The sequence below is a fragment of the Novosphingobium sp. 32-60-15 genome, from assembly GCF_002280675.1.
In the GTDB taxonomy this organism is placed as follows: domain Bacteria; phylum Pseudomonadota; class Alphaproteobacteria; order Sphingomonadales; family Sphingomonadaceae; genus Novosphingobium.
In genome coordinates this window covers 220,433-246,682 of sequence record NZ_NCEN01000002.1, presented here as the reverse complement: position 1 = coordinate 246,682, position 26,250 = coordinate 220,433, and the positions used below count along the sequence as shown (strand labels likewise).

Here is a 26,250-nt window from a genome sequence, read left to right as displayed (position 1 = left end):
GATCAGGCCGCGACTTGCGTGTCCATCAGTTTGCGCATTTCTTCTCCGGAAATGCCGATCTGGTCAGCAATATCGAGCATGTCCCAATATTCCCGCCAGAATACGATCTTGTCGTCTTCGTTCACGGTAAAAATGCCCGCAACATTCGTGATCACTTCTTTGCCGCCATCGAGCAAGCGAACGCGATCAACGCGCTCGGTAAAAACGGTGTCGCCGGAGCTTGCGATATTCAGCAGCTCGCATTCGCAATCCTTGTAAATCTGGTACTGGCGTTCAACCTCGCGACAAATTGCATCGGCCCCGTAGACAACGTCTGCCAACGGCACGACCGCCTGCCAGCGTGCATCCGGTGCCAGAGCCTCCCGCATCAGGCCGATGTCCGGCTTGGGGGAATGAAAAAGCGCCAGGAATTTCCTTACCGCAGTTTCCTTGCTGTTCGACATTGCTGGCTCCATCCTCTCGTCGATTGTTTCGGCTTGCGATCTTTCTGGTCCCTATGCGGAATGCATCACACCTTCCTGTTGGCAGGGTCCAATCGCGCGCTGTCGTCCAGAAACTTTAAGCAACGGGCGAACGAGACCCGGATGTGTTTTTTGCCGGCAAATGGCTGCCCCAGCAATTCTTGGGACTTCCAGTACAGGGCTTGAGAGAGGAGATGACTTTAATGACGCAGGACACAGTGAAGGAAAAGCGGGTGGTGGACCAGAATATGGTTCCGCGTCCCTATCCCGGCCGCACCGAGTTGCTGCCAACGGGGCGATTTACGCCTGATGCCGAATGGTTCGGCAAGCTCATGGCCTACAAGTATCCCGGCGTTGTCGCGGAAAAGCTGGAAGTGGTGCAACTGTTTGACAGCCACACCACCAAGTTGCGAGTCGCGGTTGATTGGAACGCGGCCGGCATCGCCGCTGGTCTGCCACGCAATTTGTGCATCAAGTCCAATTGGTCGGGCATGTTTGATGATGTCGATATTCACGCTCTGGAAGCGCGTTTCTATCACTTCCTCACCGACAAACTCACGTGCCAGACGGCCAAATGCTATTATTCCGATTGGGACGATGATGGATCGGGTCGCGGTGTCGTGGTGTTGGAAGACCTGATCGACCGGGGCGGAAAGTTCGGCCACAGCACGCAGCAAAATGGCATCGACGTCATTGCGCAGAACCTTGCAGATCTTGCCAAGCTTCATGGTGGCTTGTGGAACAGCCCGCTGATCACTCCTGAAGCAGCGCCGTGGTTGCCGACCTCGATGAATGTTCCGGTCGATCATGATCAGGTCCGCATCATGTGGCACTGGATCGGCGAGAATCTGAAAGACCCCAATTTCCGCGCAATCGCGCCGCAGCACTACCTCGACGATCCAGAGCGGGTGTCGCGCGCCTACGACAAGCTGACCGAATACGAACGTGCATTCGAAGCGCCCTATTGCGTGATTCTGGGTGATTGCCACCAAGGCAACACGTATATCCTGCCGTCGGGCGAACGCCTGTGGCTCGATTGGCAGCTTGGCCGCCGGGGCCGTCCGTGGCGCGATCTGACGTATTTCATCGTCGGCTCGCTTACAGTCGAGGAACGCCGCCACCACCACAAGGACCTGATCGCGCACTATCGCGATTGCCTGATCAAGGAAGGCGCAACCGATGTAATCGACCTTGAAACAATCTGGAACGAACAGATCCCGCGTTGGGTAATGTATGGCATCCAGGCGTGGGTCGCGAACATGGACTACTGGGGCCAGAACGGTCTGCCCATGAACGAACGCTTCTTTGCCGCTGGTGAAGACCTCAATACCTGGAAGATACTGCTGGGGGAATAATCCGCAGGCCAAGCGTTTGACCCCAACCCCTTTGTGGATGCGCAAGGGGTTGGGGTTACCGCCAAGCTTTATATTCAGGCATCTGCCACACAGAAAAGGGCGCGCTCCTTGCGGAACGCGCCCTTTTTGTTGCGCAGAAAATTCTGCAGCAGAAGCCTTACTTGTAAGGATCAACCGGCTGCGGAACTTCGATGACTTCGAGGTCCTTGAGCATCGTCAGCACGTCCGAGATCGAATAGATGTGATCGATCTTGTCGCCGCGGAAGCGCAGCCACGAGAACCACAACACGTTCAGATCGTTACCGGTTGGCTGGACGCCCATGTAAGGACCGCCGGTGTGCTTGCCGTGGTGGTGGCACAACACGCAGATTTCGTCTTCGCCACGGCCCCAGGCCTTCAGCGTGCGATAGATGCTGGGTGGGAACGTCTTGTAGAGGCCCTGCGGTGAGGTCTTCCACACGAAGTAGGTGCCCAGATCAGGACGGTTCGGGTTGTCATAAGTCATGGTGTCGGTATTGAAGTACTCGTCCATGCCGTCCCAATCACCGCGATTGATGACTTCGTGGAGGTTCATCCAATGTTCTGTCATGAACTTTTGGCGCGGGGTCAGGCCTTCGGTGATTTCGTCACGCTTTTCCTGCGAAAGGACGAAATCGGCTTCGGTAAAGGGGGCGAGGCCCATGTCAGTCTCCTAATATGATCCGCATGTCGCGGGCTTGTGTTCAGGCATGGCCGGAACAACTTCCCGGCGGGCAATCTTTCTTTGGCGAGCACACCTCGCGCTTCAACCTACCTTTGGAGAGGCGGTTGTACGTCGATGCTCATGCCAACCTCAAAATGCGAAAAAATGTAGATCGAGGGGAAAGCGGTATGGCAATCAGCGTTCAGGAAATGTCCGACCGGTTCGAAATCCAGGACTTGCTGGTTGGCTATTGCTACGCGGTCGATGCGCGCGATTTTGACAAACTGGATGACTTCTTCACCGCCGATGCGTTTATCGATTATTCCGAGATGGCCCTGTTCAAGGGCACGCTGGCCGAAACCAAGGCGTTCCTGACCGCCAGCTTCAAGCAGGTTCTTGCTGCGCAGCATGTCGTTTCAACCACACGCTATGAATTTGCAGCAGATGGCCAGAGCGCAAAGACCAAGACCGTCTGTTATAACCCCATGACGGTCACCAACGGTTCCGAAACGGATACGATGATCTGTGGCTTGTGGTATATTCACGACCTGGTGCGCACCCCTGCTGGCTGGCGTATTGCACGGCTTTATGAAGAAAAGAGCTACCTGATCGGCGTGCCGGAATGGCTGCAAGGCCAGATGGGCTGACCCGGCCCGTTTGCCACCCTATCCAAAGCCAGACCGGAAAACCGATGCAGCGCTTCCTCAACACTTTGTTTCTGATCATCATGCTGGCCGCAGGTGTGGCACTAACCGCGCTTGGTGCGCAGCTCGTCACCCTTGGCGGGTCGCCGTGGTATATGGCGAGCGGCGTCGTCATGGTGGTCACCGCAGTGCTCGGCTTTCGCCATAAGGCTCTGTCGGTCTACCTGTTCTGGACATTTCTTGCCGCCAACCTTGTTTGGGCGCTGTGGGAAGTAGGAATAGACGGTTGGGCGCTGGCACCACGCCTCGCCATGCCGACGTGTCTCGGCCTGTGGATGTTGACACGCGCCTATCGCAGCCATGTCGGGCTTACTGCGCCTCTTCCTGCGGGCCGCGTGCTGTGGCGGGGGCTTGGGCTTGGTGTTCTGGCCTCGGTCGCGGCCTTGTTCTGGATTGATGCAACTCCACCTGCGACTACCGACGCTTATGGCCCCGCGCCCGCCAATCTGCAGGAAGGCGAATGGACGGCTTACGGGAATGATCGCGGCGGTTCGCGTTTCTCCGCGTTGGCGCAGATAACGCCTGCCAATGTTGGCAATCTTGAACGCGTGTGGAGCTTCCATACCGGCCCGGCCCCTGCGGGAAGCAAATCTTCATTTCAGGCCAATCCGCTCAAGATCGGTGACAAGGTCTATATCTGCACTGGTGCCAATGATGTCATCGCGATTGATGCCGAATCGGGCAAGCAGGTCTGGCGCAACCGCACCCGTACCGATCCGCACGGTGTCTATGGCCTCACTTGTCGCGGCGTGACGTATTATCAGGTGCCCGGCCTCACCGGTCATTGTGCGCAGCGCATTTATACCGCCACCATCGACGCGCGCCTGCTGGCGATGGATGCGGGCGACGGTCGCAGTTGTGCAGGCTTTGGCAAAAACGGCGTGGTCAGCCTGCTGGATGGCATGACTCCGGTTGAAAAAGGGTATTACTTTGTCACTTCGCCGCCCGCCATTGCGCGTGGCAAGCTGGTGTTGGGTGGATGGGTGACCGATGGCCAGCACACCGGCGAACCTTCGGGCGTCGTGCGTGCCTTTGATGCGGTTACCGGAAAATTTGCCTGGGCCTTCGATGCGGGCAAGCCCGATTTTCACGGGATGCCGCCTGCCGGACAAAGCTTTACGCGCGGCACGCCCAATAGTTGGGCGCCGATGAGTTCTGATGACGCGCTGGGTCTGGTCTATGTCCCGACCGGCAATGCCACGCCCGATTATTTCGGCGGTCACCGCACCGCCAATGACGATCGTTTCTCCAGCTCGGTCGTCGCTCTCGATTCGGAAACCGGTTCTGTGCGTTGGTCGTTCCAAACCACGCATCATGATCTTTGGGACTATGATGTGCCTGCGCAGCCGACACTGGTTGATTTGCCCGGCGGCATCAAGGGCTTGTTGCAGCCGACCAAGCGCGGCGAAATCTTCTTCCTGGATCGTGCCACCGGCAAGCCAATCCTCCCGGTAGTTGAAAAGCCGGTGCCGACAGATGGTGTGCCGGGTGAACGCGTATCGCCCACTCAGCCTTATTCGGTGGGCATCCCGTCATTCGGCGGCCCGCGCCCGACCGAGAAAGGCATGTGGGGTCTTACCCCCATTGATCAGGCGATGTGCCGTGTACGTTTCCGTCAGGCCCGGTTCGCAGGCGATATGACGCCGCTTTCGACGAAACAACCAACGCTGACATGGCCCGGCTATCTTGGCGGTGTGGACTGGGGCGGCGTTTCGGTTGATCCGGGGCGCCAGTTGATGATCGTCAACAACAACCAGGTCGCCAACTATAACCGCCTGATCCCGCGCGCCGATGCCGACAAACAGGGCGTCAAGCCGATGACCGCCGCACGGATGTCGGATGTTGGCGGCCCAGTGGCGCAAAAGGGCGTGCCCTATGCCGCGCACATTACGCCGTTCCTGTCGCCGCTGGCGATTCCCTGCCAGCAACCACCCTATGGCCATATCAACGCGGTCGATTTGCGGAGCGGCAAGATGGTCTGGACACGCCTGTTTGGCACCTCGCGCGATAGCGGTCCATTGACCCTGCCGACGTTCCTGCCGATCCCGATGGGCGTGCCCAATATCGGCGGATCTGTGTCAACCCGCAGCGGGCTGGTGTTTATCGGCGCAACGCAGGAACACGCCTTCCGCGCCTATGACTCCGCCACAGGTCGCGAACTGTGGCGCGCGCGCCTGCCCGCAGGCGGTAACGCCTCACCCTCGACGTACTGGTCAGCCAAGAGCGGGCGTCAGTTTGTCATAATTGCGGCGGGCGGACACGGCGGTATGCTGTCTGGTGAAAGCGACGAAATCATCGCTTATGCGTTGCCACGTAAGTAAGGCCAAGCCGGCGATCAATGGAACGCAAGTTCAAGTCCCGGTACATCCCAATCGATCATCGCAACCCGGCCTGTGCTGCCCATCGTGACATAGGCTGTCTTGCCATCGGGACCACCAAAGGCAATGTTGGTCGTCAGGAAATCGGGGATCGCGATAATTTCTGCTGCGCCGCCTTCGGGCGGGAACACCAGCACCGCGCCAGCTCCGGGCGAGGCACAACAGATCCTTCCCGCGCTATCGATTGCCAGACTGTCGAGATACATCCCCGGCCCGGCCCGGCCGACAATCGTGCTGCCATTGGGAATGTGCGAAGCCGAGGTATCGATGACGCCCCGCCCCGACAGCCGGAAGCTGATCAGGTGGCCCTCAAACGTCAATGCAACATACAACGTCTGGCCATCGGGTGAGAGGCCGACACCATTAGGGCCGTCAAGTGCGGTCACCACTTCGCAGATTTCCGATCCATCGGCTTTGGCATAATAGAGCGCGCCGCGCATCCGGGTGCGGCCACGGTCACGCCCGAAATCAGTAAACCAGAAGCCGCCCGCATCGTCGAACACGATGTCGTTCGGTCCCCAAAAAGGCGTCGATTCGCAGTGGGAATACAATGTTTCAAATGCGCCGGTCGCCAGATCGACAACCTGAATTGATCCGGGCGGCGTATTCAGCGGTGCTTCCAGTGGCAGCAACCCGCCATCGGGCAAGGCCATGTGGCCAAATCCGCCGTTATTGCACACATAACAGCGGCCATCAGGGCCAATGGCTGCGCCGTTCGGCCCGCCACCCAGGTTCGCAATGGTAGATTTTGTGCCGTCCGGGGCAATCCGGGTCAGCCTGCCGCCCAGCACTTCGACCACGATCACGCTGCCATCGGGCATCGCTATCGGACCTTCAGGGAGCATCAGTCCGTCCGTCAGATAGCTCTTGATCATCACGTTCACGTCGCACTCTCCGTCATTTTTTGTGACGCTATCGCTGGCTTCGCTACGGGCACCCCGCCATAAGGCAGGTGAGCGCGGCGCCATTGCCGGTCTTCGTTCAGACAAAGCCCCATCGCCAAATTCCATTCGCTACGAGGACACCATGACCGAAGCCCTGTCGAAGCTCAATTTTCGCGATATCGGCGGCTTGCCGACAACCGGCGGCGGCATCGTGCGCCCCGGCATCATTTATCGTTCAGAAGGCCCCGCCAGTTTCGAGCCGATCCACCGTGAAGAACTGGGCGCGCTGAACATCAAGCTGGTCTGTGACTTGCGATCGGCGGGCGAGCGTGACAAGGACCCTAACGATTGGGCTGAAACCGCGCGGCTGCTCAATCTTGATGTGACGGCGGACTTGCGGGTCAAGACCAACAACGGCTGGGAAGCCCTGCGCGAAGACCAGTCGCCCGAAACCGTGCGCCGTGCGCTGACAGACAATTACGCGTCAATTCCATCCGCATTGCTTCCGCATCTTGCCCATCTGGTGGAATCGATCGTTGCGGGGGAAACCCCGATGCTGGTCCACTGCACAGCGGGCAAGGATCGTACCGGCGTCATGGTCGCATTGCTGCTGCGCGCGGTTGGCGTGCCCGAAGACGTTGTGATTGCCGATTACGAACGCTCGGACGTGTTCGCCAAGAACTTGCGTTTGCGTGGCGGGATCGAGGAACAGTTCCTGGAAGCGTTCGGCTTTGTCCCTACCCAAGGACTGATCGACGCAATGATCGGCGTCGATGTTGCGTTTCTTCAAGCCGCTTTTGCGGTGATCACCGCAGAATACGGTAGTCTTGACGGCTATTTCGCTGCAGCCGGGGTTGATGCTGCGTTGCTGACGCGCTTTCGCGAGACGATGGTCAGCAACGGCTGACATATGCGTGGCAGCGCACGAATCTGCGCTGCCCCGGCGTGTTGTTCAGGACCATCGGCCAAGGGCGGCCTCGATCGTCAGTGATTCGGGCTTCGCAATGCTGCCCGGCGTACCTGAAAACCGCGGGGACGGTGCCGGTTGGCTAATCGCCCCGTGCCTTACAAAAGTAGCGCGTGCGGTATTGTGCGGATGCAGCGGAGCCTCTGCCATTGACAGGACCGGCGTTACACAGGCGTCGGTATCGGCAAAAAGCGCTGCCCATTCGTCACGCGGGCGCGTGGCAAAGCAAGCGCTGAAATCGGCTTCCATGCGCGGCCATTCGGCACGCTCGTTCTGGTTATAACCGCGATCCTCCAGCCCCAGCCCCGCGATCATTTGAGCAAAAAACTGCGGCTCAAGGCACCCGACCGCAACGTCGCGCCCATCTGCACAGCGATAGCAGCGATAGAATGGCGCGCCGCCATCGAGCAGGTTGGACGCAGGCGCATCGGACCACAGCCCTTTGGGCTGCCACGCGTAGAACAGGCTCATCAACGATGGTACGCCGTCTGTGATACAGGCATCTACCACTTGCCCCGTTCCGGTTGCCCTGGCGGAAAGGATTGCGGCCAACAGACCTGCAATCAGGAACATTGCGCCGCCACCATAATCGCCGACAAGATTAAGCGGCACCGGTGGCGGACTTTCACCATCCCCCATGGCGTGAAGCGCGCCGGTGATCGACAAGTAGTTGATATCGTGGCCGGCGCGCAGGGCCAGCGGCCCTGTTTGCCCCCACCCGGTCATCCGGCCGAACACCAGTGCCGGATTGCGCGCAAGGCAGATGTCCGGTCCCAGCCCTAGCCGCTCCATGACACCGGGACGATAGCCTTCAATCAGCGCGTCGGCCTTGCCAATCAGCGTCAACAAGTGTTCGCGGTCGTCCGCGTCCTTGAGGTTGAGATACGTCACAGTACGGCTGCGATGGAGTATGTCGCCGCCGACATCGTCCCACGCGCCCGCGCCTGCGCTGGGCGGACGTGCCACACGCACGATCTCGGCGCCCATATCCGCCAGCAGCATTGCCGCCAACGGCACCGGACCGATTGCGTCGATTTCGACAATGCGGACGCCGGCCAGCGGCCCGGTCGCAGCGGTCTTCAGAAAAGGGTCCGGCATCAAATGTTGGTCCGGTCCGCGCCTTTGAGATCAAGGATCTTGCGGGCTTCATCAGGCGAGGCAACTTCAAGGCCCATGCCTTCGATGATCTGGCGGGCGATGGTCACCTGTTCGGCATTGGTCTGTGCCAGCCTGCCCTTGCCCGCCCATAGGGAATCTTCCAGCCCTACGCGCACGTTGCCGCCCATCGAGGCCGCCATTGCGACAATGCTCATCTGCCGTGCACCTGCACCCAGAACGGACCACTCATACTGGTCGCCGAACAGACGGTCAGCGGTGCGTTTCATGTGCATGACGTCGTCCGGGTGGCTGCCGATGCCACCCAGAATGCCAAAGCAGGTCTGGATGAACAGCGGAGCCTTTACCAGCCCGCGATCAAGGAAATACTTGAGGTTGTACAAGTGGCTGGTGTCATAGCATTCAAATTCGAACCGCGTGCCCAGCGGGGTGAGGATGCCCAGCAACTTTTCGATATCGGCATATGTGTTCTTGAACACCAGATCGCGCGAGGCCTCCAGCGCGGCAGGTTCCCATTCGTGTTTGAAGGTTTTGAACCGGTCAAGCATCGGGAACAGGCCAAAGCCCATTGTCCCCATGTTCAGCGAGGCGACTTCGGGCGCGAACTTGCTTGCCGGGCGGATGCGCTCGTCCACGGTCATGGAAGGGTGCCCGCCTGTCGTCAGGTTCAGCACCGCATCAGATCGCTGTTTGATCACTTTAAGGAAAGGCTCGAACAGGTCAGGGTTCTGGTCGGGACGGCCATCGACCGGATTGCGTGCGTGAAGGTGAATGATTGCAGCGCCGGCTTCGGCAGCGCCCACGGCTGATTCCGCAATTTCCTCGGCCGTGATCGGCAGGAATTCGGACATCGAGGGCGTATGGATGGCGCCGGTGATGGCGCAACTGATGATGACTTTGCCTTTTGCCATGGTGTCCTCGTGTCTAAGCCGGTGGGAGAAAGCCCCGCATCTTCGCGGGCCGACAAACGCGGTGACGGCCCGGTGCGCGCCTATCTTAGGTCAGGATACCAAACTGACGCGCGCGCAGCACAGCTTGCGGACGGCGGCGGACACCCAGTTTGTCGTAGATCTGTTGCATGTACCATTTGACGGTGCCTTCAGTCAGGCCAAGCCGTTCGCCGATCTCACGATTGCGCAGGCCGCCGCTGACCATGACCAGGATGTCGATCTCGCGACTCGCAAGACGCCCCGTCAGCCCGAAAGCCTTTTCGCTCTCATCGATTTCCATTTGCGGGCCGTTGTCCACCAGCGAAACCAGCATCGCCGCAAACTTGTCGGCGCGGGTATCAAGCGTCGGGCCATTGGCATAAGCCTCGCTCAACAATGCAGAGATGACTTCGCCTTCATCGAGAAACACCCGGGTCCAGCCAGCAGGTTCGGCCAATTCGACGGCTGACCGCACCGCACGGCGCGCTTTGGATCTGTTGCCTTGGAGCACGAAGATTTCCGCAAGCAGCAGTTCGAAGGCGACAGCGGAACGAATGTCGCCGCTTCGCCGGACGAACTCCAGCCAGCGCGTCGCAACTTTGCAGGCGCGCACCAGCCTGTGGCGGTGCATCTCGATCCTGATCCACGCGATGGCGAGACTTTCGCGGCGGCGTGACGGATTTAGCGTTGGTACGGGTTCCTCGTCGATCTGCTTGTTGATCGCGCGCAACGCCTGTTCAGCTTCGTCAATCCGGCCTGATTTGACCAAAATCCGGACCTGTTCGGATGTGAGGTGCGCACGCAACCGGTCCAATCCGCATTCAATTGCCACCAGATGCGCCTCATCCAGCCCTGCCAAGGCCGCAACGCTGTCCCCTTTGGCAAAGGCCAAGCGCGCGCGCACAAGATAGCCGGACGCGAGTTGATCGACCAACCCCCAGTGGCGGATGCCCGGAAGATAGCGCTCTACCAGTTCGTTGGCCTGATCAAGCTCACCCATTTCGTACAGCAATTCGGCGAACGGTAACGCCGGCAATGCAGCCAATCCGGGGATTTCGTCATTGCGCGCAACGGCCGAAGCAAGCGCTTCTTCGCTGAACCGGCGGGAAATTGCAGTTTTCCCTTGGGTCATCAACGTTGGCACAATGGAACACTTCAAAGCGATGGACGCAAATTCTGCACCGGGCCGATCCAGCGCACGGCGAACCTCTGCTTCCAGCTTCAGCGTGTCGTGGAAGTGGTAAAACTCGCGCCGGGCCGCAATCACTTGCGCCAGCAGGGTGCAACTGAGGTAAGCATCATCATCGCCGATTTCGGCAATCAGCACTTCGGCATCACGTTCGACGCGGACCATATCGTCCTGCGCGGCGGCAAGCATGATCTGGCGGTGCCGAATGTGGTGATCAAGAGCCGTTGCAGCATACGTATCGAGTTTGCCCTCTGCCACAAGCGTATCGCGCAAGGCGCACGCGGTGTCGATCAGGCGGCCTGCAGATGGGTAGGACAGCCTGCGAATGCGGCGCCACGCCATTGCCAGGACAAGCATCGGACGCTTGGCGCTGATGGAAAGCGGCAATTCGGATGCAATCTGGTCAAGCCGGTGGAGGTGCCCGGTCGTTGTCAGTTCATTTGCAAGCAAGTCCAGCTGGTCGGCCATAAATTCCTGGTCGCCGCTGGCCGATGCATGTTCAAGCGCTTTAAGCAATTCACCTTGCGCGGCAAAGAACCGGCTGGCGCGGCGGTGCAATTCTGCAGCGCGTGCGAAGGCCCGCTCATAAAGACGGCCAAGCGCCATCGCCCGGAACAATGGATGATAGGCATAACAACTGCGCTCTTCATCGATCGCATCGATGAACAATCCCGCACGATAGGCATCGTCAAGCATCGCGCGGGCATTGTCGTCTCCGGTCACAGCCGCGCAGGAAGGTCCGGTCAATTCATCAAGAATGCAAGTGTTGATCAGAAAATCGCGTACTTCCGGGGTTTGCAGAGCCAGAACCTCTTCCGAGAAGTAGCTTGCAAATTCGCTTCGCAGATAATCCGATAACGGTTGCCACACTTTTCCGCGCGCTTGTTCGCGCCGGTACAGTTCACCACCAATGACAAGACCGGCAGCCCAGCCGTGCGCATCACGAATGATTTGCTGCATGGCCTCTGGTTCAACTGGAACACCGGCAACGCGGGTTACCAGTTCGCTTGCTTCCTCATCGTCGAACGCAAGCTCGGGCGCGCCAACTTCCACGAGGAAGCCCAGTGAGCGCGATCGGGCGACTGGCACCGGCAGCGCCCCGCGTGAAATCAGGATGATGGTCATCGCATCGCGGACGCTGGATATCGCCTGGCTTATGAAATCCAGCACTGCCAAAGGAAGCAATTGCGCATCATCGACAACAAGAACCGGTGGCTTTTCATGCTCTTGCGCGAGCGCTGCCAGCCAAAGCTCTTCCGGGCTATCGCGGTCCAGATGGTCCCACTCCAGACCTACAGCGACCCCTGCGGCTTTTAGCGCGCCGAAAAACGATGAAAAGTCGCGGATGCCAGCCCTGACCGAAAGCCACATCGCCGGACGGCCTTGCTGCTTCATGAGGTTGAGGCAATAATGCGCTGCCGTAGTCTTTCCGCTACCGGCAGGTGCACAAAACGTGACCAGCCTCGCCCGGCAAATCGCATCAACACGGTTCAGGAAACCTTTGCGTTGAACGATGACTGCTGTCGTGCGCGGCGGAATGATCGTCGTGGGGACAAGACCCATGATTTTGCTCTCTCCAAGGAAGCGACTCTGCTGGTCGCTTTCGCAGGCCTTTGTCGCGCATATGCCGTTGCGATGCAACGACGTACTCCTATCTATCGATAGGGCACGGTGTTATTGCGCCAAGGCTGGGACCTTTTCGATGCTGACCGGAATCGCACCCATGCGGGGTTGTCCGAACACCGGATCGAACGCTGCATTGGCATCGATCAAGCGCGAGGTGCATCCCCCCTGCCCAAGCGGATCGTCTTTCTCATCAGGATTAGTGCCAAAGCAATGCGACATCGAGATCGTGCCTGTACGCAAACGTGTTTCTGCCTCGGCGACGCCTTGAATCTCGCCATGGGCAGACCGGATCCGGATGATGTCGCCGGTTGCAAGTCCCATCGCGTCGAGGTCTGCCGGGTTCAGATAGGCCGGATTGTGCGTGCGCCGGGCGGTAAGTTTTGGATTGTTTCGCCCAATCGAATTCATCATGTCGTTCGCGCGGCGCGGGATGAGCAGAAGCGGGAATTCAGCGCTGGGCAAGGCCGTATCGCCGCGGTGTTCGAACACGTCCGCCAGTTCGGCCATCATTGTCGGATCAGCCAATTGCAGCATCGCCGTACAGTCATCAGCGCGTGGCAGTACCGTGAGGTCCAGTGCGGCAAAGACATTGCCGTGAGCAAATTCCTTTACTTCGGACAGGGGCACGCGCGAACCCGCGCACATCGCTTCGAACATCTCCTCCGTCGTTGGGCGCCGGTCAATAGGTAGGGTAAAAGGCACCGGAGGCTTGTCCCAATGCTCGCCTGTACCTGCAGCATTGCCGAAATACGTGATTTGCTTGCCAAGGCGTTTGGCAAGTTCGTAAAAAAATTCCCAGCTTTCGATGGTGTCCGAGCCTGCGGGCGGATCGACCACGGCTGGCGCATATTGCGCATAGGGAACTTCGTAACCCCCCGTCCAGATACCGTAGTATTTCATCGATTCCGAAAATTGCGAGCAGGCCGGCGTTTCCAGAGCCATCTTGTCGGGTATCACGTAATCGGCCATGCGCGCTGTATTGGACATCTCGACATCGATGGAGACGAGCAGATCAAGCGCACGTAGCGCACGGCCCGCCCGGTTCTGGTCCGGCAAAGATACCGCAGGATTGCTGCCGGAACAGATCAGCGCACGCACCTGCCCCTTGCCGGGTGTCAGGATTTCGTCGGGTAAAGTGCCAGTCGGCGCGCCGACAACCGTTTGAGGCAGGGCATTGATCCGGCTTTTCTTGGTATAATCCCACGGCTGATAGGCAGCATGAGGTTGGGCGCGGATTGGAACGTCCGGAAGGAGCACATGCGGTTGCCCATGCGCTTCTCCTGCGCGCACCCACCGCCCGCAAACCGTATTCAGGCTGAGCGCGAGATATTCACATAGCGTACCATGAAGCGGAAAATGCGCGCCTGTGGCCGTCACGACGCAGCCGCTGTCGGCCAAGGCAAAAGTGCGCGCAGCCAGCACCACTTCTTGTGCAGTGATACCCGCGACTGATGCAACGTGTTCGGGCGTGAACGGTTCAACCGCCGCCTTCAGCATGTCCAGGCCGATGGCATTGGCGCGCACAAAGTCCGCATCGTAAAGGTTTTCTGACAATATTACCCGAAGGATGCCTGCCAGAATGCTGGCATCCTGCCCCGGTTGCGGGGCGATGTGCAGGAAGGCATGCGTGGCGGATTCTGTGGCACGCGGATCGATTACGATCAGCTTCATGCCGTCCTTCACCGCTTGCTTCACAGTCTGGCCGGGATTGACCATCACACCCTGCTTGGAAATGACCGGATTGGTGCCGACCATGATCCACGTCTTGGCGGTGCTGAAGGGTTGTGGACCGGGAATCCAGCGGCCGTGCAATGCCTGCGCAATGACTTTTCCGGCCTGATCAATGGTTTGGACTGAAAAGAAACGGTCAGGGAATGTGCCCATCGCCATGATGAACATCGCGCCGATCACCGGATTGATCGGGTTGGTCAGGTTGCCGTTGCCGGGATAGACCGCGATGGCTTCCGGCCCATGATCTGCGACGATCGCCTCAATACGCTGGGCGATTTCCTCAACCGCCTGCGCCATCGGGATTTCGCGGTAACTGCCGTCGGGCATCCGCTTGCGCGGATGAAGCACACGCGTCGGTGAATAATGGGCATCAGGCATGGCCCGACCCTTGGGGCAGGTATAACCGCCATATATAGGGGACTGGCGGTCGCCGATTACCTTGGTCGCACGGCCATTTTCAACCGTCACTTCAACCGGGCACCCTGCCCAGCAGACCTTGCAGATCCCGAAACGCGTCTCGCTTGTTTGAACAGGTTGCGCAGCCATGCCGTTTTCACTTTCCGATCAGGTGCTTGTTCCGGCCACTATTCAAAATAGCCGAATGCCTATGAACGGTGTTGCGGCAACGCGCGAACCTATCACCCGGAAGGAATGGCATGTGGATCGGCAAAACTGTCAACCGATGCCGTACCGCCGTCGATCACCACCACATCGCGTTCTATTGCAATGGACCGGAAAACAATGCGATTTTGGTGCTGCCAGCTTTGCGTCCGTATCGTGTCACCGGGCAGCACGGGCGCTGTAAACCGGGCGGCTAGTGATGACAGGCGCATGGGATCGCCATCGCAATGCAGGTGGACCAAGGCGCGCGCGGCAAGACCAAGCGAGGACAGCCCATGCAGAATGGGCCGGTCGAAGCCTCCGATCCGCGCTGTTTCCGCTTCGACATGCAAGGGATTGCGATCACCCGACAGCCGATAAATCAAGGCTTGTTGCAAGCTGGTCGGCAGGTCGAGACTGTGCGTGGCTGGCGTCTCGGGAACGATGACAGGAGGCGGCCCCGATAGCGCGCGTTCTCCGCCAAAACCGCCGGCTTCACGCAACACCCAAACTTCGGACATATCAGCCACTTTTGCGCCGGATTCGTCCGTGAGTGTGCGATAAATACGCACCAGTGCAGGCTTTCCAGGCCCTTTGTCGGCAATTTCGCCAATCCGGGTGCTGCCGCTGATTTCACCTTGGGCCTGAAGCGGCCGATACAACACAAGCGATTGTTCGCCATGCAATATTCGTGGCCAGTCAAGACCGGCGGCGGGGTCCATTGCCCAGAAGCCCGGTGTTCCCAATACGAAAGCCATGGATGGCAGTGCCTTCAGGTCGCGTTCGAACACGAAGTTGAGGTCGTCAACCTGCGGGGCCAGACCTGCGCCGGTCCCCAAGGCATACAGGATGGTATCGCGCGCATCGTAAAAGTCATGTGCCGCAGGGACTTTATAGCGCAGCAGGCGCTCGATATCGAGGACCGGCATCAGAGTGCCAATGCTCTGCGCAGGGCCAGTCGCTTATCGGCAAGCGCGCGCTGGGAAACCGGCGCATCGGCGGCAATAACATAACCGTGCGGGCACCCCGGATAGATGTGCAGTTCTACTGCAACCCCTGCAGAATTCAGTCGCATTGCATAATCCACATTTTCGTCAAGAAACAGGTCGAGTGCACCGGTGGCGATCAGTGTTGGTGGCAGGCCTTGCAATTGCGTGGCGCGCGCAGCCGCGGCATATGGCGAAACATCCGCGCTGCCCGGTTCGGCATTCAGCAAACAGCTCCAGCCGAAGTGGTTGTCTGCAGGCTGAAAGATGAATTCGCCTGTCACCGGATTTTGCGGACGCACACACGTGCGGTCGTCGATCATCGGCGCGTCGAGCAGTTGAAACGCCAGTGAATACGAGCCGCGATCGCGGGCTAGCAGGGCGAGCGACGCGGCCAGCCCACCGCCTGCGCTTTCGCCCATGACCGCAATCCGCGCAGCGTCGATGCCGAGCGTGGCCGCGTTGTCGTGCAGGTAACCCAGCGCTGCATAACAATCCTCGATTCCGGCAGGAAACGGGTGTTCAGGCGCTAGCCGGTAATCGACCGACAGGATCACGATCCCGAGTTGGTGGGCAGTGACAGTCAGTTCTGGCACGCTCATCTCGGGCACGCCAATGATATAGGCGCCGCCGTGGATATGCAGCAGGGCGGGAACTGCGCCGGTCAGGCCTTCGGGCCGAAGCAAGATTGCGCGCACCTGATGGCCTTCAGGCGATGAAATATGAATTTCCTGCGCATTGACTGGCAGGACCGGAACTGGCGCGCCCTTCAGTAGCGGGTCCATCGCCGCCCGCATTGCAGGCAAAGTTTCACGCGTGGCCTTCAGCGAAGGGAAGGCCTCCAATGCCGGCAACAGATCAGGGTCGACAAGGTGCCGGGTAGTCATGGATTTCCCTTCCGCTTTTGTAAGTTTTACCGCGAAAACGCGGCGCGCAATGCGGCAAGATTGTCGGCCTGGGCCCGGCGTGCCGGTGCGCTGTCGCGCGCCATGCCAAAGCCGTGCATGCAGCCGGGATAGACGTGCAGTTCGGTTGGCACTCCGGCGCGGATCAGGCGGTGCGCATAGTCGAGGCATTCGTCAACAAACAGGTCGAGCGTGCCGACAGCGATGAATGCGGCAGGCAGTCCGGCAAGGTCAGCCGCCCGCGCTGGGGCGGCATATGGCGATGTGTCATCCCCGCCCGGCTCCTTGCCCAATTGTGCGATCCAGCAAAAGTGGCTGCTTTGCCGCGTCCAGACAAATTCGCCAGTGTGGGGATTTGGTGTGGCCGACGTTGCTGTGCGGTCATCCAGCCTTGGCTGTTCGAGGTGCTGGAAGGCAATAGCATATTCGCCCCGGTCACGCGCCAGCAGAGCAAGCCCAGCAGCCAGCGCTCCGCCTGCGCTTTCACCGCTGACTGCAATCCGGTTGCGGTCAACGCCAAGCGCAGCGGCATGGTTGTGCAACCAGCCAAGCACGGCGTAACAATCCTCGATTGCGCCGGGAAAGCGCGTTTCGGGCGAAAGGCGATAGTCGACCGACACAATCAGGCAGCCCAGTGCATCGGCCCACTGCATTAGCGTACCGGCATTCATTTCCGGCATTCCAAGCACATGTCCGCCGCCATGCATATGCAGTATTACAGGTACAGGAGCGGAGCCCGCCACTGCCTCGGGGCGAAATTGCAGGCACCGCACCGCGCGGTCATCTTCGCCTGATGGTACCATCACTTCACTGACTGCAACCGGCAGATCGGGCAGCGGCACTGCTTTGATCATGGCTGGCAGCGCCGCGCGGATCATCGGCAAACTGGCGTCAGACAGCACCATCGGCGGCATAGAGTCGATCAGCGGTAGCAGCGCTGGATCGACCAGGTGGCGCGTGCCCATTCTGGTCAGGACATCTTGCGTTCGTCAAGACCGAGCCCGCGGCCAATGATTTCGCGCATGATTTCCGATGTTCCGGCGAAGATCCGGCTGATGCGCGCATCTGTGTACATTCGGCTGATCCGGTATTCTTCCATATAGCCTGCGCCGCCGTGGAACTGGACGCATTCGTCCATCACCCGGCCTTCAAGTTCGGAAGCGAGCAGCTTGGCACCCGAGGCATCTTCTGCCGAAAGTTCACCTGCGTTGAGCAAAAGCACCAGTTGGTCGATATACGTCTGCGCTGCATCAAGTTCGGTACGCATCGTCGCCATCTTGAACCGGGTGTTCTGGAACGCGCCGATGGGCTTACCGAATGCCTTGCGCTCTTTGACATAATCAAGCGTGATGTCGAATGCGGTCTGCGCGGTTGCCATGAAGCCGATGGCTGCGACCAGGCGTTCCTGCGCAAGAAACCGCGCCAGATAGCGGAAGCCCTGCCCCGGATCGCCGAGCATGTTTGCCTTGGGGACCTTGACGTCGTTGAAGAACAATTCGGCGGTGTCCTGCGCGTGCAAGCCCATTTTGGACAGCTTGCGGCCGCGTTCAAAGCCTTCCATCCCGCGCTCAACCACCAGCAGGCTGAGGCCATGGCGGCTTTCAGGATCGGTGCGCGCAGCGACTACGATCAGATCGGACAGAATGCCGTTCGAGATGTAGGTCTTCGCACCATTCAGCAGCCAATGATCGCCCTTGTCTTCGGCGCGGGTCTTCATGCCTGCAAGGTCGGAACCGGTCGACGGTTCTGTCATAGCCACGGCAAGGATCTTCTCGCCCGAGACGATGCCCGGCATCCAGCGATCCTTTTGTTCATCATTGCCCAGCTTGGCGATGTAGGGCGCGACCAGATCGTTGTGCAGGTTGATGTAAAAGCCGATGTCGCCGTGGCGCATGTTCTCTTCGATGATGATCTGTTCGAAGCGGAAATCCTCGATTCCTGCTCCGCCGTATTTTTCATCGGCCCAAGTGCACAACAGGCCTTGTTCGCCGGCCTTGAGATACAACTCGCGCGGGACCATGCCTTCTGCGCGCCATTTCTCGGCATGAGGGCCGACTTCGGTCTGCATGAACTTGATCACACTGTCACGGAACTGCTCATGTTCCGATTCGAAGATTACGCGCTTCATGCTGAGGTCAACTCCTTGGCAGCCGGCTGATTGGCGGCGGGATAGAAGCCTTCACCCTTTGCAGCCTTCTCGCGCAACCATGCCGAAGGGGCAAAGCGTGGGCCATAGAGCCGGGCGAGCCGGTCAGATTCTGCCACGAATGCGGCAATACCAACCGTATCGATGTAGCTGAGCGTCCCGCCGGTCCATGCCGGGAAGCCCCAGCCATAGATCGCGCCAAGATCGGCGTCCTCTGGCGTTTCCAGCACGCCTTCTTCAAAGGTCTGTGCTGTTTCGTTGGCCTGGGAATAGAGAAAGCGTTTTTTCAGCTCTTCCTGATCGGGTTGGCTTTCGGACACGGGAAATTCCTGTGCCAGCCCTGCCCACAAGTGTTTGCTGCCGGTTGCAGGATAGTCATAGAAACCGCCGCCTGCCTTGCGGCTGCCCCGGCCCAGTTCGATCATCCGGCCCAACACCTTCATGCCGCGTTCGATGGTGTATTTGTTCTCGGTGTCGGCAGAATCGCGCGCGGCCTCGTCTACGATCTTGACCGGCAATTCCATTGTCACTTCATCGAGCAGCGCGAGCGGCCCGATGGGGAAGCCTGCAGCCTTGGCAGCGTTTTCAATGCGCGCAGGCTCTACTCCATCTTCCAGCATTGCCACGCCTTCAAAGATGAACATGCGGAACACGCGGCTGGTGTAGAATCCGCGTGAATCGTTGACGACAATCGGCGTCTTGCGCAGTTGCGCAATGAAATCGAGCGATTTGGCCAGCGTTTCTTTCGAGGTTTGCTTGCCCACGATCACTTCGACCAGACCCATGCGGTCAACCGGTGAGAAGAAGTGGATGCCGATGAACTGGTCGGGCCGTTTGGATGCGGTAGCCAGTGCCGAGATCGGCAGAGACGAGGTGTTCGACGCGAATACGGCGGTCGACGGGATCACCGCTTCTGCCTTGCGCGTGGTTTCTGCCTTGATCGCGGTATCTTCGAACACGGCTTCGACAATCATGTCGCAGCCTTCCAGCAGCGCGTAATCATCGGTCGGCGTGATCCGTGCGAGCACGGCGTCGGCCTTGTCCTGGCTGAGTTTGCCCTTTTCGATCAGCTTGGCCTGCGCCTTGGCGGTATAGGCCTTGCCCTTTTCTGCCGAGGGTACATCCCGGTCCAGCAGCACGACTTCAATCCCGGCGGTTGCCGAAACGAAGGCAATCCCTGCGCCCATCATGCCCGCGCCCAGAACACCCAACTTCTTCACTTCGGACTTGGGCACGCCCGCCGGACGGCGCGCGCCCTTTTCGGCGGCCAGCTTTGAGATGAATGTGGTGCGGATGATGTTGCGGGCGACAGGATCGGTCAGCAATTTGGCGAAATACTTGCCTTCCACCGACAGCGCCTTGTCGAACGGCAATTGCTGCCCTTCGAACACGGCTGACAGGATGGCCTGCGGTGCGGGCGTGTTATAGCCCTTCTGTGCAATCGCGCCTGCGGCCATCATATAGGCAACCGAATCTTCAGGCACGGTCAGGCCCTTTTTCTGCGGCGGCACCCAGCCCTTGACGTCCCACGGCCGGACCGGGTCAGGCCCGGTGGCAAGCCATGCGCGCGCTGTATCGATCAGCTTGTCAGCGGGCACCACTTCATCGACGATGCCCAGCTTCAAGGCTTCGGCAGGACCAACGCTGCGGCCTGAAAGCAGAAGGTCCAGCGCCTTCTTGTAGCCGACCAGAAGTGCCAAACGCACGGTTCCGCCCGAACCCGGCAGCAGCCCGACATTGACTTCGGGCAGGCCGACCAGCGCCTTGGGATTGTCGACCAGAACGCGGTGATGGCACGCCAGTGCCAGTTCGAAACCGCCGCCCAGCGCCAGCCCGTTGATTGCAGCAACCCATGGCTTGCCCGACTGTTCGATCGCGCGGTGCATTGCGGTTGCGCGCTGCGAGAATGCGTAGGCTTGCGCTTTGGTCAGCGTGCCGAAGCCTTGCACCAGTTGGGTCAGGTCAGCCCCGGCCATGAAGGCGGGCTTGCCCGACGTCAGGATCACGCCCTTGATGCTGTCATCTGCCGCGATCTTGGCGGTGGCCTCTTCCATATCGGCAAGGAACGCGTCGTTGACGACGTTCATGGTCTGGCCTGCGGCATCCAGCGTCAGGATCGCGAAGCCGTCAGCGTTCGTTTCAAGTTTGAGGTTCTGCATGGGTTTTCCGCTTAAAAAGACGTGGAGTTAGCGTCAGACGCGTTCGATGATCGAGGCCGTGCCAAGCCCGTTGGCAGCACACAGCGTGATCAGGCCGGTCTGCAAATCGCGCCGTTCCAGTTCATCAAGCACAGTGCCAAGGATCATCGCGCCAGTGGCTCCCAACGGGTGCCCCATGGCGATTGCGCCGCCGTTCACGTTGATCTTGTCGTCGGGCACGCCCATTTCGCGTTGGAAGCGCATGACAACGCTGGCGAAGGCCTCGTTCAGTTCCCACAGGTCAATATCGCCCCGGTTCATCCCCGCGTTCTTCAGCGCCTTTTCCGAACACGCGCCCGGTGCGGTCAGCATGATTGTGGGTTCCGAACCGATGTTGGCATAGGCGCGGATGCGGGCGCGCGGCTTCAGTCCGGCGCGCTCACCGAATTCCTTTGAACCGACCAGCACCATGCCGGAGCCATCAACTATGCCCGAGCTGTTGCCGCCATGGTGGACGTAGTTGAGTTCCTCGATCTGCGGATATTTGGCCTTGGCAACGGCTTCAAACCCGCCCTTGCCATAACCTGCGAACGCGGGCTTGAGCTTGGCGAGGCTTTCCACGGTCGTGCCGGGGCGCATATGTTCGTCATGGTCGAGCAGGACTTCGCCAAGAATGTCCTTCACCGGAACGATCGAGTTCTTGAAATAGCCGTTTTTCCACGCATGGGCGGCCTTGCGCTGGCTTTCGACAGCAAAGCTATCGACGTCTTCGCGGCTGAAGCCGTCAAGCGTTGCGATGATGTCAGCGCCGATGCCTTGCGGGGCATAGTAATTGTGGAAGGCTACCGCCGGATCAGATGTCCATGCGCCGGAATCATAACCCATGACCGTCCGGCTCATCGATTCAACGCCGCCGCCGATTCCGGCCTGAATCATACCCGAATGGACTTGCGCCGCAATCAGGCTGACAGCATCAAGGCCTGATGCGCAGAAGCGGTGGACCTGCTGGCCCGCAACGGTCTGCGCATAACCTGCTTGCAGAACGGCTGCGCGCGCCAGCACACCACCTTGTTCGCCAACCGGCTGGGCCATGCCCAGGATCACATCGTCGAGCAGCGCGGTATCGAGGTCGTTGCGGTCGCGCAGGGCCTGCAGCAACTGGCTGGCCATTTCGACCGAGGTTACCTCATGCAGCGCACCATCAGGGCGGCCCTTACCGCGCGGGGTCCGAACATGATCGTAGATATAGGCTTCCATGAATACTGCCCTGCAAAAATGGATGAGACCAAGTAAGTACAGGGCAACTGTGCTGGCACCGACCGTATAACACCTATCTAACGGAAGGACGCTGGAAGGGCTGAATACCTGTCTGCCACATGGTGCGGCCAGTCGGCTTGGGGGTGTGGGGCATCGTGACCCTCATGACCACGATGCCCCAACGGATCAGACTGCCAGTCCGACCCGTCTCCCGTCCTTGATTGCCTCATCTGTGGCAAAGACGCTCCAGCGTGCCTCGCGCGCGTCGCCGATGATATGTACCGCGGGCAGATCCGCAATCAGCGCATGGTAGAGGTCTTCCTGCGGTGGCTTTGACGTGACCAGAATGGTGTTGTCGATCCCGCTAAGAATGCCCGTCTCGCCCGAAAGGGAACCCCGCACATGGATGTCAGCTTCGTCGATGCGGGTGATCTCGGTCGATGGCATGAACGTCACTTTGGGCAGGAGACGCCGCGCGATGACTTTGTTGAGTCCGAGTTCGGTCACCGACATTGCCATCGCAGAATCGATCGTGACAAGAAACACGTCCTTGCCTTGATTGGCGAGGTGTTCGGCAATACCGGGGCCGACTTCGTAGGACGTGTTGTCATAGACCACGATGCGTTTTCCAACGCGGGCGTGATCAAGGAGCAGGTCTTCGGGCGTCAGCACATGCGGCAAATGCGCGCCGGGCACGCCGGTCAACTGCGCCTTGCTTGCACCAGTCGTGGAATAACGCGCGCCTGTGGCAATGATCACCGCGTCGGGCGATAGCGCCTTTACTGCCTCTGCCGTGGCTTCGGTCCCGGTCTGGATTGTCACCCCGGCCTTGTCCAATTGCAGCTTGAGCCAGCGGATCAGTTCGGCGCGGTCTTCAAGGCCGGGCAACATTGCCTGCATGGTAACATGCCCGCCGATACGGTCTGATTTTTCGAGCAGTGTGACCTTGTGGCCGCGCTTTGAAGCGGTAAGCGCCGCCTGCATTCCGGCAGGCCCTGCACCAACGATGACGACGTTTTTGCTGGTTTGCGCGCGGGGCACCGGCCCTTCATGCTCGAACCCGATGTCTGGATTGACCGTACAGCCAACGGCCTGCCCGAAACACGAGCGCAGGAAGCAGCCTTCCAGATCACCAATGCACGCGCGGATTTCGGCGGTTTGGTCATCGCGGCACTTGTTGGGCCATTCGGGATCGGCAATCACGGATCTGGCCACGAACACCATGTCACAGCGGCCATCGGCAATGGCCTGATCGGCAAATGCAGGCGTCAGGATACGGCCGCCGCTGACCACAGGCAGATTGACAGCTTTCTTGACCGCTTCTGCGGCGGCAAGGTGTGTACCTTCCTGGGCCATATATGACGACGGGTAGTGATACTGCGTCATCTGCGGTTTCTGGCCGCGCGCGGTTATGCGCAGCCAATCAACCATCCCTGTGGCTTCAAGGATCTTGCATTGGGCGATGCCATCATCAATTCCGGCCGCACCCAGAGTGGATTCATCGGCATTCACCGCGATGCCAATCGCAAAATCGGGCCGCACACGCTCGCGGATCGCTTCGACGATTTCAACAATCGCGCGCATCCGGTTTTCCAGACTGCCGCCATACTTGTCGGTGCGTTGGTTGTAGAATTCGGACGTGAACGATCCAAGGCCTGCACCACCGCTAATCGGAAATTCGAAACCATCAGCGCCTGCTTCCTGTGCATGCACGGCAGCAATGGCATGGGCCTCAACCAGTTGTTCAACCTCGGCAGTGGTCATTGACCGCGGTTGGGAATCAGAAAGCACGGTGTGCGGAGCGATGCCCGATGGCTGCGCCGTGTTCGGATCGGCCATCATCCACACGCCCTGCACCGCAATTTTGGCACCATGCCTGTGTGCCGCATCAACGATGCGGCCGATGGCGGGAATATGGTCGGGATTATAGGCTTCGATGAACCAGCCCGGTGGCACCAGAGGCGCTGGCACAACCTGACAACTGGCAATGACCATCATGCCCGCGCCACCCTTGGCGCGCGCTTCGAAATAGCCGACCTGCTGATCGGTGCCGATACCCAGACCGACCATACCGTGCGGTGACATGAAAACGCGGTTCTTGATCTCCAGCCGGCCAAGCTTGAACGGACTGAACATTGTTGGATACTTGCTCACAGGAATCCCCTCGGTTTATGCGCTGCGCATGTGCGAAAATCGCAGCATCTTGATTGTTGGATTGGCCGGAAGACCTACTGGTCGTCAGTAAAGTGCACCGCGAAGATCGTTTCGGCAGCAGCATGGCGGATGGGTATCGCCTTTTGATAGGCCTCGGAATTGTACCAAGCCATCGCCGCGTCATTGTCGGGAAATTTCATGACGACGACACTGGTTCCAGGCGCGTTGCCCTCCAGTACGTCCAGATTTTCGCCCACGATCACCTCGAACGGCAGGCCTTGCAGCGAAACGAAGCCTTGCGCCGAATACTCGCCATATTTGGCAAGGTCGTGCTTGTTCATCATGCTCATGACATAAGAAGCCATCTGTTCAACTCCCTCGTTATGCGTTCTGGTTCATTGCCATTACATCGGCAAAATAGGGCGCGTGGTGGACAATCCCGCCATCGGCGCTGAACACTTGTGCTGTGACGAAGCTTCCTGCGTCAGATGCCAGGAACAGCACCGGGCCAGCGATATCTTCGGGCTTGCTCTGGCGGGGCAAAAGCACGTGGCGCTGGATAAAATCGATCTCGCCTGCAGACATGATCTCACGCGCGCCCTTGCTCAGCACAAGACCCGGCAGCACCGCGTTGCAGCGGATGTTGTAGCGGCCAAGCTGCGCTGCGACATTGCGCGTCAGGGTATGCAGCGCGCCTTTCGAGGTTGAATAGGCTGGGTGGAAAACGTCCCCCAGAACGGCCGAGCCGGAACCGGTGTTGATGATCGAACCGCCGCCGCCTGCAATCATGTGCGGCGCAACATGTTTGATCATCAGCATTGGCCCGCGCGTGTTGATGGCAAAAGTGCGGTCCCACACCTCGGTGGTCATGTCGGGGATCGACTTGTCCTGCGCCATGAAATCGGGCCGCGTGTCAGCGGCGTTATTGTGCAGAATATCGATGCGGCCATATTGCGCCACGGTTGCAGCGACAAGGTCGATGATACTTTGTTCTTCGGCAAGATCGAGAAAGTGGGCCATGGCGCTGCCACCGGACGCCACGATTTCCGCAGCAACCGTCTGTGCTGCGCCAATATTGATATCGGCAACCACGACATGCGCTCCGGCCCCGGCAAGTGCCTTGGCGCAAGCCTCACCAATATTGGCACCCGATCCGGTTACGATCGCCACGCGTTCGTTCAAATTTCCAAACACCATTTACATCCTCTCAAGGTTTTTCGTTTTGTCGGAATATTGGCGCGGTACAGGCGGTAAGTCGCTGCGGCGCAGGCGTTGTGTTTAGGTCGCGCGGCGGTTATCGCATAAGGCAATAATTCAACGCTTGGTCAGGGTGCGGATTCCCGTTCGGGAGAGTGTAAGAAATGCCAAACTGCGGCGAATACCAGCCTGCTGAAACGGCCTCGATCCGGGGGCGACGCACGTCCAATGCCACCACTATTGCCGATATCGTCAACGCCGCCAAGGAAGAGTTCACTGCCCATGGTTTCGACGGCACGACCGTGGATTCAATCTGTCGCCGTGCAAAAGTATCAAAGCAGCTTTTGTACTATTATTTCGGAAGCAAGTCCGATCTTTACACGATCATTCTGAAGGAAGCCGCCGAGAAGACGGCGGCTTTCATCGGGTGCACCGAATATGCTGCTCTTGCCCCCGAAGATGCGCTGAAACAGTTCGTCAAGAACATGTTCCGCGAATTTGTCGAACGCCCGCAAATCGTCCGGATGACCATTGACGAGGCGCAGCACGCTTTTGTCCACGTCGGCAAAGCCAGCCCGTTGACAGCGGTGCTCAGAACCCTGATCGATGACGTGCTGCGACCTATTGTAATTCGCGGATGTGCGGAAGGTGTGTTTCGCGCTGATTGTGATGCGGACCAGTTGTTCTGGGCGATCCACAGCCTCGTCACCACGTGGTTTGCGCATTCGCCCATGATTTCGCTCGTCACGCGCGCGCGCACCGGGGCTGATATGGATGCCGAGGCATGGCAGGACAGCAGCAGCGAATTCGTTTTGGCTGCAGTCCGCATGCGTAAGGTGCCCTGA

General features: G+C 59.3%; 21 protein-coding genes. 5 read left to right on the top strand and 16 right to left on the bottom strand.

All coding sequences use genetic code 11. The features are described 5' to 3' along the window. Window positions 1–2 precede the first annotated feature (2 nt). Complete coding sequence (locus B7Y89_RS02680) at window positions 3–443, bottom strand: limonene-1,2-epoxide hydrolase family protein (protein ID WP_292935495.1); 441 nt, start codon at window positions 441–443, stop codon at window positions 3–5. Between the two features lie 221 nt (window positions 444–664). On the opposite strand from B7Y89_RS02680, the gene B7Y89_RS02675 reads away from it, so the two are divergent. Beyond that, window positions 665–1,816: a phosphotransferase gene (locus B7Y89_RS02675; RefSeq protein WP_292935493.1), complete on the top strand. Its 1,152-nt coding sequence runs from the start codon at window positions 665–667 to the stop codon at window positions 1,814–1,816. A gap of 157 nt (window positions 1,817–1,973) precedes the next feature. Here the strand turns inward: B7Y89_RS02675 and B7Y89_RS02670 are convergent, their stop codons facing one another. Next, window positions 1,974–2,498, bottom strand: a complete 525-nt coding sequence (locus tag B7Y89_RS02670) for an ester cyclase (RefSeq protein ID WP_292935491.1) — start codon at window positions 2,496–2,498, stop codon at window positions 1,974–1,976. A gap of 188 nt (window positions 2,499–2,686) precedes the next feature. On the opposite strand from B7Y89_RS02670, the gene B7Y89_RS02665 reads away from it, so the two are divergent. After that, window positions 2,687–3,145, top strand: coding sequence for a nuclear transport factor 2 family protein (locus tag B7Y89_RS02665; RefSeq protein ID WP_292935489.1), 459 nt, complete (start codon window positions 2,687–2,689; stop codon window positions 3,143–3,145). Between the two features lie 44 nt (window positions 3,146–3,189). After that, window positions 3,190–5,523 (top strand): membrane-bound PQQ-dependent dehydrogenase, glucose/quinate/shikimate family, encoded by a 2,334-nt coding sequence (locus tag B7Y89_RS02660; protein WP_292935487.1) that lies wholly within the window; start codon window positions 3,190–3,192, stop codon window positions 5,521–5,523. A 14-nt stretch (window positions 5,524–5,537) separates the two neighbouring features. Here B7Y89_RS02660 and B7Y89_RS02655 read toward each other — a convergent pair whose 3' ends face one another. Next, on the bottom strand, window positions 5,538–6,455 hold the full coding sequence (locus B7Y89_RS02655; RefSeq protein ID WP_292935573.1) for an SMP-30/gluconolactonase/LRE family protein: 918 nt from the start codon (window positions 6,453–6,455) through the stop codon (window positions 5,538–5,540). A 151-nt stretch (window positions 6,456–6,606) separates the two neighbouring features. Here B7Y89_RS02655 and B7Y89_RS02650 point away from each other — a divergent pair, with 151 nt between their 5' ends. Then, on the top strand, window positions 6,607–7,371 hold the full coding sequence (locus tag B7Y89_RS02650; RefSeq protein ID WP_292935485.1) for a tyrosine-protein phosphatase: 765 nt from the start codon (window positions 6,607–6,609) through the stop codon (window positions 7,369–7,371). A 45-nt stretch (window positions 7,372–7,416) separates the two neighbouring features. Here the strand turns inward: B7Y89_RS02650 and B7Y89_RS02645 are convergent, their stop codons facing one another. From B7Y89_RS02645 to B7Y89_RS02585, 13 genes are all read right to left on the bottom strand, one after another. Then, window positions 7,417–8,529, bottom strand: coding sequence for a CaiB/BaiF CoA-transferase family protein (locus B7Y89_RS02645; RefSeq protein ID WP_292935483.1), 1,113 nt, complete (start codon window positions 8,527–8,529; stop codon window positions 7,417–7,419). Continuing rightward, complete coding sequence (locus B7Y89_RS02640) at window positions 8,529–9,458, bottom strand: 3-keto-5-aminohexanoate cleavage protein (protein ID WP_292935481.1); 930 nt, start codon at window positions 9,456–9,458, stop codon at window positions 8,529–8,531. Before B7Y89_RS02640 ends, B7Y89_RS02645 begins: the two co-directional genes overlap by 1 nt. An 85-nt stretch (window positions 9,459–9,543) precedes the next feature. Next, window positions 9,544–12,228: a LuxR C-terminal-related transcriptional regulator gene (locus tag B7Y89_RS02635; protein WP_292935480.1), complete on the bottom strand. Its 2,685-nt coding sequence runs from the start codon at window positions 12,226–12,228 to the stop codon at window positions 9,544–9,546. 111 nt (window positions 12,229–12,339) lie between these two features. Next, window positions 12,340–14,568, bottom strand: a complete 2,229-nt coding sequence (locus tag B7Y89_RS02630; RefSeq protein WP_292935478.1) for a molybdopterin-dependent oxidoreductase — start codon at window positions 14,566–14,568, stop codon at window positions 12,340–12,342. Between the two features lie 92 nt (window positions 14,569–14,660). After that, complete coding sequence (locus B7Y89_RS02625; RefSeq protein ID WP_292935476.1) at window positions 14,661–15,551, bottom strand: MaoC/PaaZ C-terminal domain-containing protein; 891 nt, start codon at window positions 15,549–15,551, stop codon at window positions 14,661–14,663. Then, window positions 15,551–16,495, bottom strand: a complete 945-nt coding sequence (locus tag B7Y89_RS02620; RefSeq protein ID WP_292935474.1) for an alpha/beta hydrolase — start codon at window positions 16,493–16,495, stop codon at window positions 15,551–15,553. The genes B7Y89_RS02625 and B7Y89_RS02620 overlap by 1 nt, the downstream gene beginning before the upstream one ends. 26 nt (window positions 16,496–16,521) lie before the next feature. Further along, window positions 16,522–17,478: an alpha/beta hydrolase gene (locus tag B7Y89_RS02615; protein WP_292935473.1), complete on the bottom strand. Its 957-nt coding sequence runs from the start codon at window positions 17,476–17,478 to the stop codon at window positions 16,522–16,524. Between the two features lie 5 nt (window positions 17,479–17,483). Beyond that, window positions 17,484–18,641: an acyl-CoA dehydrogenase family protein gene (locus B7Y89_RS02610; RefSeq protein ID WP_292935471.1), complete on the bottom strand. Its 1,158-nt coding sequence runs from the start codon at window positions 18,639–18,641 to the stop codon at window positions 17,484–17,486. Beyond that, window positions 18,638–20,818, bottom strand: coding sequence for a 3-hydroxyacyl-CoA dehydrogenase NAD-binding domain-containing protein (locus B7Y89_RS02605; protein WP_292935469.1), 2,181 nt, complete (start codon window positions 20,816–20,818; stop codon window positions 18,638–18,640). Before B7Y89_RS02605 ends, B7Y89_RS02610 begins: the two co-directional genes overlap by 4 nt. Window positions 20,819–20,851: 33 nt before the next feature. Further along, complete coding sequence (locus tag B7Y89_RS02600) at window positions 20,852–22,054, bottom strand: acetyl-CoA C-acetyltransferase (RefSeq protein WP_292935467.1); 1,203 nt, start codon at window positions 22,052–22,054, stop codon at window positions 20,852–20,854. 186 nt (window positions 22,055–22,240) lie between these two features. Beyond that, complete coding sequence (locus tag B7Y89_RS02595; RefSeq protein WP_292935465.1) at window positions 22,241–24,208, bottom strand: FAD-dependent oxidoreductase; 1,968 nt, start codon at window positions 24,206–24,208, stop codon at window positions 22,241–22,243. 74 nt (window positions 24,209–24,282) lie between these two features. Continuing rightward, on the bottom strand, window positions 24,283–24,573 hold the full coding sequence (locus B7Y89_RS02590) for a DUF1330 domain-containing protein (protein ID WP_292935463.1): 291 nt from the start codon (window positions 24,571–24,573) through the stop codon (window positions 24,283–24,285). Window positions 24,574–24,589: 16 nt separating this feature from the next. Next, window positions 24,590–25,405, bottom strand: a complete 816-nt coding sequence (locus B7Y89_RS02585) for an SDR family oxidoreductase (RefSeq protein WP_292935461.1) — start codon at window positions 25,403–25,405, stop codon at window positions 24,590–24,592. 164 nt (window positions 25,406–25,569) lie between these two features. Between B7Y89_RS02585 and B7Y89_RS02580 the strand changes: the two genes are divergently transcribed. Continuing rightward, window positions 25,570–26,250: a TetR/AcrR family transcriptional regulator gene (locus tag B7Y89_RS02580; RefSeq protein WP_292935459.1), complete on the top strand. Its 681-nt coding sequence runs from the start codon at window positions 25,570–25,572 to the stop codon at window positions 26,248–26,250.